The following is a 6,718-nucleotide window of genomic DNA, read 5'->3' on the forward strand; positions in this document are numbered from 1 at the left end:
CCTGCTTCACTCGGCGACCGGCCGCTCACGGGAACAGAGCGGGGGTGGGCGGCGAACCCGGGACCGGCACCCGGACCGCGTGCAACTGCCCGGCGTGCGGGGAGAAGGCGCCGTCGGCGGCGGGCCGGCGGGCGGTGGTGATGTAGAGGGTGCGCAGGTCCTCGCCGCCGAAGGCGCAGCTGGTCGGGTGCGAGACGCCGGTGGGCAGCACGGTGTCCAGGGTGCCGTCCGGCAGGTAGCGGTGGAGCGCGGCGCCGCCCCACAGGGCGACCCACAACGCGCCCTGCGCGTCGACCGCGAGACCGTCCGGGAAGCCGCCCTCGACGGCGGCCAGCGGGCGCCGCCCGCCCAACGTCCCGTCCGCGAGGTCGAAGTCGAACACGTCGATCCGGCGGGTGGGGGTGTCGATCCAGTACATCCGGGTGCCGTCCGGGCTCCAGCCGAGGCCGTTGGAGATGCTCGCGCCGGGGACGACGGCGGTCAGGCCCCCACCGTCCAGGCGGTGCAGCGCGCCGCGCCCGGGGAGGTCGTCGGGGGCCATCGTGCCGAGCCAGATCCGGCCCGCCGGATCGGTCTTGGCGTCGTTGCACCGGCTGGCCCGCCCCAGCGGGACGGGCACCTCGCCCGGCTCGTCCAGCGCGGTCACCCGGTCGCCGAGGACGGCCGCCCAGCCGGTGGTGGTGGGCAGGATCGCGCAGGCGGGCGGCGGGAGCCGGAGGCTGTCCCCGTCGGTGCGGTGGACCAGGCCGGCCGGGATGTCGACCCAGCGCAGGGCGCCGGTGCGCTCGTCCCAGACCGGGCCCTCGCCCAGGTCGCTGATCCGGTCGTCGACGGGTTCGGGCCGCACTCGGCGCGCTCCTCGGACTGGGACGGCGGGGCAGCGCCGTCGGCGGGCCGGCGGGCCACCGGTACGGCGCCCGCCCGGAGCCCGCGCTCCCCGGCGACGGTACCCGCGGGGTGGGCTCCCCGGGGAAGCTAGCAGAGCGGGCCGGCCGGCGGCAGGTGCTGCACCCGAGGGGTTCCCACAAGATCGGCCGTGGGCTAGGTTGCCGGTACGTGAACACACCACCGCCCCGCAGCCAGGTCTTCCGCACGCTCGAGGCCACGGCCGTCCGCGACGCCACCGGGCTGCGCGAGCTGTACGAGCCGCCGAGCGAGCTGGTCCGGCACAAGGAGGTCGACCGGATCCACGAGGTGGCCCGGCAGGTGATCGGCCGGTCCTCGCTGGTCTTCCTGGCCACCGCCGGCGCCGACGGGCGCTGCGACGTGACCCCGCGCGGCGGCCCGCCCGGGTTCGTGGCCGTCCTGGACGAGCACACCCTCGCGATCCCCGACGCCACCGGCAACCGGCGGCTGGACTCGATGCACAACATCGTCGACACCGGCCGCACCGGGCTGCTGTTCGTCATCCCCGGCCGGGAGGCCACCCTGCGGGTCAACGGCCGGGCCTGCGTGTCCACCGACCCCGGGCTGCTGGCCCGGCTGACGCCGGTCGGCAAGCCGCCGCGCAGCGCGGTCGTGGTGGAGGCCGAGGAGGTCTACGGCCACTGCCCGAAGGCCTTCCTGCGCGGCGCCGCGTGGAAGCCGGAGCAGTGGCTCGCCGCGGACGCGGCGCCCAGCTCCGCCGAGGTCACCCTCGCCCACCTCGGCCACCCCTCGCTGACCCTGGACCAGATCATGGCGGCCGAGGCGGAATCGCTGCTGCACCGCTACGAGTGAGGCGTCCGGCGGGGGTCCGCGGGCGGGCCCGGCCGGTCAGAGCGGGAAGCGCTGCCCCGCCCGGTAGCTGCACAGGGTGACCGAGTCCGCCGTCCGCCCGACCAGGTGGACCCGGCCCAGCCCGCGGACCTCCGCGCGGTCGCCGGCCAGCGAGAGCGAGGTGTCCTCGTCGATCGCCACGCCCCGCTCGGCCTCGCCCCACGCGACCGCCTCGATCAGCCGGGGCAGGGTGCCCCACTGCGCGGCGTGCACGTCGACCGCGAGGTCGATCAGGCCGAGACCGTCGCGGACGGTCAGCTCCGCCAGGTCCTCGCCGGCCTCCTCGGGGCAGAGCGGCACCCCGTCGGCGAGCCAACCACCCACCACCGCACGGCGGGCGGCGATCGCGGCACCCGCGGAGAACCCGGCGTACGGGAGCGGGCGGCAGGCCAGGTACGCGCCCAGCGGCCCGGCGATCGCGGCCTGGTAGGCGGGGGTCAGTCCGCCGCAGACCAGCACCGCGTCGGCCGCGTCCAGCACGGCGGGGTCGAGCGTGCCGCCGATCCGCACGGCGACCGGCAGCGGCCGGCAGGGTGCCACCGCGCGGAGCCGCGCGTCCCACGCGGCGAACTGTTCGGCCGCCGCACCCTCGTCGACACCCTCGTCGATCAGCACGCAGGCGACCACCGGGTCCGGCCCGGCCGAGTCGAGGAACGGCCCGTAGAGCGCGGGGAACGCGGCCGCCGTGCGGCCGCCTCCGATCAGCTGGACGGTGGTCATGCATCCCCCTGGGGCGGTCGACGAACGGGCGTGGCGGGACAGGTACGGCAGGACGGGTACGCCGGCGCAACGGCCGCGCCCGCCCGCTGCGTTCGCCGGGGAACGGCGGCAGGGGCGGGCGACGGGCCGGGCTCGTCCGAGCGGTCAGCCGGCGGCGTCGGGCGCCGGCTGGGCCTGCGGCGCCGGCTGGGGCTGCTGGGCGGGCTGGGGCTGCTGCGCCTGCGGGGCGGGCTGGAACTGCTGCACCTGCGGCTGGGCGCTGCGCTCGGACAGGCCCTTCACGAACTTGACGATCAGCAGCACCGGCAGGATGAAGGCCTGGAAGAACATCCGGTACTCGCCGCCCTCGAAGATGAAGCAGAGGTAGAACGAGTAGCCCAGGAACGCGGCGCCGAACAGGCCGTTGATGGCCCGTATGCCGGCGCTCTGACCGGCCCCGACGATCGCGAGCACGATCATGGCCAGACCGCTGACGGCCAGCAGGACCACGTACCACGAGAAAAGGGGATCGGCGGTGAAATCGAGGTTCAAGAAGAATTCCCAGGTGAAGTGGTGGGGAGAGACGATGCGCGACCCTAGCGGATTCCGGTGGAATCCGCCCCATCGGGCAGTCGGCGGGATTCCGCCGGGACATCGAACCAGCTGGTCGACGGCGGTCGCCAGGGGGTTTTCACCGACGATTCCCGGCCTTTGACCGAATATCCGGTGACAGTGCGCAAAACGCCCGCACCTCGGGCGGCCGGGCATTCGGAGGGCATCCGGGCGACGGGTGCACCGGACCCCAAGGGGATGAACGACCGTCAACCACCCACCGCGCGCAGGTCATCCGATCGGTGGGCTCATCGGCCAGGACGCCGCATGGGGGCGCCGGCCGGGGATACTCCGTGCCGTGCGCATTCTGATCGCGACCGCCGGGTCCCGCGGCGACGTCTCCCCGTTCCTCGGCCTCGGCCGCCGGCTGGCCGAGGCCGGCCACCAGGTGGCGCTGGCCACCCACACCGGCTTCGAGCCCCAGGTGGTCGCCGCCGGGCTGGAGTTCCGCCCGCTCCCGGTGGACCCGAGGGCGGAGCTGGCCGCCGAGCGCGGGCAGCGGATGCTCCGGGCCGGTGGCGGCCCGCTCGCCATGGCCCACCTGCTGCGGATGGGCCGGAGCTTTATGCCGGAGCTGGCCCGGGGCGTGCTGGAGGCCGCCCGGCAGGGCACCGACCTGGTCCTGCTCTCCGCCCCCACCGCCCCGCTCGGGCAGGTGGTCGCCGAGGCGCTGGAGGTGCCGAGCGCCGGGGTGTACCTCCAACCGCTCGACCCCACCGGCGACTTCCTCCCGGTCATCGCCGGCACCACCCGCTCGCTCGGGCCCCTGGGCAACCGCGCCGCGGGCCGGGCGGCCGCCCTCACCGTCGACCGCCTGTACGCCCCGACCGTCCGGGCCCTGCGCAGGCAGCTCGACCTGCCCGCGGTCCCGGCGGGCCGGCTGCGCCGCCGCTACGCCCGGGAGGGCTGGCCGGTCTTCCACGGCTTCTCCCCCAGCGTGGTCCGCCGCCCGGCCGACTGGGCGCCCATCGCCCGGATCAGCGGCTACTGGTGGCCGTACGAGAACCCCGACTGGCAGCCGCCGCAGGCGCTGCGCGCGTTCCTCGCCGAGGGGCCGCCGCCGGTGTTCGTCGGCTTCGGCAGCCTGGTGGTCGGCGACACGGACCGGCTGGGCCGCACCGTCTCGGCCGCGCTGCGGGCCGCCGGCCTCCGGGCGGTGGTCCAGCCGGGCTGGACCGGGCTGCGGGTGGAGGGGCCGGAGGTGCTCACCGTCGACGAGGTCCCGCACTCCTGGCTGTTCCCGCGGATGGCCGCCGTGGTGCACCACTGCGGGGCCGGCACCACCGGCGCCGGACTGCGGGCGGGCGTCCCGGCCGTCCCGGTGCCGGCCCAGCTCGACGGCAACTTCTGGGCCGCCCGGCTGGCCGGACTCGGGGTCGCCCCGGAGCCGGTGCCGCTGCGGCGCCTGACCGCCGACCGGCTGGCCGGGGCGCTCCGCCAGGCGGTCACGGATCCGGCGTACCGCGAGCGGGCCACCGGGCTCGCGGCCCGGCTCGCGGCCGAGGACGGCGCGGCGGACGTGCTGCGCTTCGTGGCGCGGATCGCCACCGGGAGCCCGCCGGAGGCAGCCGGTCCGGCCGGTCCGGCTAGTCGGGCAGCAGCAGGTTGACGTCCCCGAACTCGTGCCAGAGGTAGCGTCCGGCGACCGCTTCGGCGTAGCAGCGCTCCAGCAGCGGGAGGCCCGCGACCGCCGCCAGCATCAGCAGGTGCGAGGCCTGCGGCTCGTGCCAGCCGGTGAGCAGGCCGTCCACGGCCCGGATCTCGCGCTCCGGGGTGATCACCAACTCGGTCCACCCGTCGGCGGGCCCCGGCCGCCCGTCCGGGCCGACCGCGGACTCCAGCGCCCGCACCACCGTGGTCCCGACCGCGATCACCCGGCCCCCGGCGGCCCGGACGTGCCCGACCAGCCCGGCCGTGGCGGCGGGCACCCGGTACCGCTCGGCGTACGGCGGCTCGTGCGCCTCCGGCGAGGCCACGCCGGTGTGCAGCGTGACGGGTGCGACCAGCACGCCCCGGGCGGCCAGCCGGGCCACCGTGCCGGCGGTGAACGGCCGTGCCGCGCTGGGCATCTCGCTGCTGCCGGGCTCGGCCGCGAACACCGTCCGGTAGGCCTCGATCGGCCACTCGCGGTCGACGTAGCCGTAGCGGATCGGCCGCCCGTACCGGCCGAGGTAGCCGAGCACGTGCTCGGGGAGGATGAGCCGGGCGTGCCAGAGCCGCGGGGTGTGCGGGGCGGTGAGGTCCGCCCGCGCCCCGCCGGGCAGGTCGATCCGCAGGCCGGCCCGGGCGGGCGAACTCCCCGGCGGGAAGTACTCCGCGGCCCCGTCCGCCGGGCGGCGCAGCTCGACCAGGTGGTGGCCGAGCGGGTCGGGCCGGGCGCTCGACAGGTGCAGCGCGACCGGGGCGCCGTCGGGCAGCCGGCCGGGCAGCGCGGCCGGTACGGTGGCCGAGTTGTTGACCACCAACAGGTCTCCGGGGCGCAGCAGTTCGGGCAGCTCGTGGAAGTACCGGTGCTCGGTGGCCAGACTGTCGCGGTGGCCCACCAGCATCCGGACGCCGTCCCGGGTGAGGCCGCGGGCCTCGGCGGGGGCGCGGGCGGACAGCTCGGGCGGCACCGTCACGTCGAGGGCGTCCCCGGTGGCGGCGGCCATCTCACTCACCGTCCGCCAGCAGGCCGACGGCGCTGTAGCGGCCGGAGGCGGGGCGGCTCTCCAGCAGGCCGAGGAAGGCCGGCACGACGGTGATCGGCAGCGGCCGGTCCGAGATGTTCTCGCCGGGGAACGCCTCCTGGTGCATCCGGGTGCGCAGGTCGCCCGGATCCACGCTCCAGACCCGGACCAGCCGTTCCTCCCGGGCGAGCACGGCCGAGGCCTGGTCCAGGGCGGCCTTGCTGGCGCCGTACGCGCCCCAGCCCGCGTAGGCCTCGACGGCGGCGTCCGAGCTGAGGTTGATCACGGCGCCGCCCTGGGCGCGCAGTTGGGGCAGCAGCAGCTGGGTGAGGACGAGCGGGCCGAGCACGTTGACCTCGAAGGTCTCCAGCAGGCCGGCCTTCGGGTGCTCGGCGAGGCCCGGCAGCTTGGCGCCGGCCAGTTCGTAACCGGTCAGTGTGGAGGCGTTGTTGACCAGCAGCGAGGCGCCGCCGAGCGCGGCCGTGGCCTCGGCCACCCGCTCGCGGTGGTCGTCGTCCACCACCGATCCGGCGAGCGCGAGGACCTTGGTGTGGACGGCCAACTCGGTTTCGGCAGCGGCCAGTTCCACCTGGCCGCGGCCGGTGATCACCAGCTGCCAGCCGCGGAGGGCGAGGGCGCGGGCCAGTTCGAGGCCGAGCCCCCGGGAGGCTCCGGTGACGACGGCGATCCGGGCGGTGTTCTGCGTCTCGTTCATACCCCGAGCCTGCCCCTCACCCCGGCCCCGCCAGATCGGCCGCGGGCCGCGACCGCCCAGGTCCCTTGGTCCTAGGCCCTCGGCCCGTTGTCGGGTCCCGGGAACGGGGTGAGGGCCCGTCCCCGGGGTGGGGGCGGGCCCTGCGTGGTGCTGCTGGGTGGTGCGGGGGTGGTGCTTACTTGGTGAGGCCGGCCTTGACGGAGCAGACGGGCCAGGCGCCGGGGCCCTGGGCGGCGAGGACCTTCTCGGCGACGTTGATCTGCTG

Annotated in this window: 7 protein-coding genes and 1 pseudogene; 2 read left to right on the forward strand and 6 right to left on the reverse strand. The window is 76.3% G+C overall.

Features of this window, described 5'->3' with window-relative positions; genetic code table 11:
• Nucleotides 1-25 precede the first annotated feature (25 nt).
• The gene (locus tag ABT014_RS29410) at nt 26-847 is read right to left on the reverse strand and encodes an SMP-30/gluconolactonase/LRE family protein (RefSeq protein ID WP_350642259.1); all 822 of its coding nucleotides are present in this window, start codon (nt 845-847) and stop codon (nt 26-28) included.
• Between the two features lie 209 nt (nt 848-1,056).
• On the opposite strand from ABT014_RS29410, the gene ABT014_RS29415 reads away from it, so the two are divergent.
• Nucleotides 1,057-1,719, forward strand: coding sequence for an MSMEG_1061 family FMN-dependent PPOX-type flavoprotein (locus ABT014_RS29415; protein ID WP_350642260.1), 663 nt, complete (start codon nt 1,057-1,059; stop codon nt 1,717-1,719).
• A 36-nt stretch (nt 1,720-1,755) separates the two neighbouring features.
• Here ABT014_RS29415 and ABT014_RS29420 read toward each other — a convergent pair whose 3' ends face one another.
• Together ABT014_RS29420 and ABT014_RS29425 are read right to left on the reverse strand one after the other, a co-directional pair.
• On the reverse strand, nt 1,756-2,478 hold the full coding sequence (locus tag ABT014_RS29420) for a type 1 glutamine amidotransferase family protein (RefSeq protein WP_350642261.1): 723 nt from the start codon (nt 2,476-2,478) through the stop codon (nt 1,756-1,758).
• Between the two features lie 144 nt (nt 2,479-2,622).
• Complete coding sequence (locus ABT014_RS29425; protein WP_350642262.1) at nt 2,623-3,009, reverse strand: hypothetical protein; 387 nt, start codon at nt 3,007-3,009, stop codon at nt 2,623-2,625.
• Nucleotides 3,010-3,367: 358 nt separating this feature from the next.
• On the opposite strand from ABT014_RS29425, the gene ABT014_RS29430 reads away from it, so the two are divergent.
• Nucleotides 3,368-4,678, forward strand: coding sequence for a glycosyltransferase (locus ABT014_RS29430; RefSeq protein ID WP_350642263.1), 1,311 nt, complete (start codon nt 3,368-3,370; stop codon nt 4,676-4,678).
• Here the strand turns inward: ABT014_RS29430 and ABT014_RS29435 are convergent.
• The 3 genes and pseudogenes from ABT014_RS29435 to ABT014_RS29445 all read right to left on the reverse strand — a co-directional run.
• A complete protein-coding gene (locus ABT014_RS29435) occupies nt 4,656-5,720 on the reverse strand; it encodes an S-adenosylmethionine:tRNA ribosyltransferase-isomerase (protein ID WP_350642264.1) in 1,065 nt (354 codons plus the stop codon). The genes ABT014_RS29430 and ABT014_RS29435 overlap by 23 nt on opposite strands.
• 1 nt (nt 5,721) lies before the next feature.
• Nucleotides 5,722-6,453, reverse strand: coding sequence for an SDR family NAD(P)-dependent oxidoreductase (locus tag ABT014_RS29440; protein WP_350642265.1), 732 nt, complete (start codon nt 6,451-6,453; stop codon nt 5,722-5,724).
• Nucleotides 6,454-6,631: 178 nt separating this feature from the next.
• A pseudogene (locus tag ABT014_RS29445) lies at nt 6,632-6,718 on the reverse strand (transglycosylase family protein); the annotation flags it as partial.

Source organism: Kitasatospora sp. NPDC094015, from assembly GCF_040304075.1.
Taxonomy (GTDB): Bacteria; Actinomycetota; Actinomycetes; order Streptomycetales; family Streptomycetaceae; genus Kitasatospora.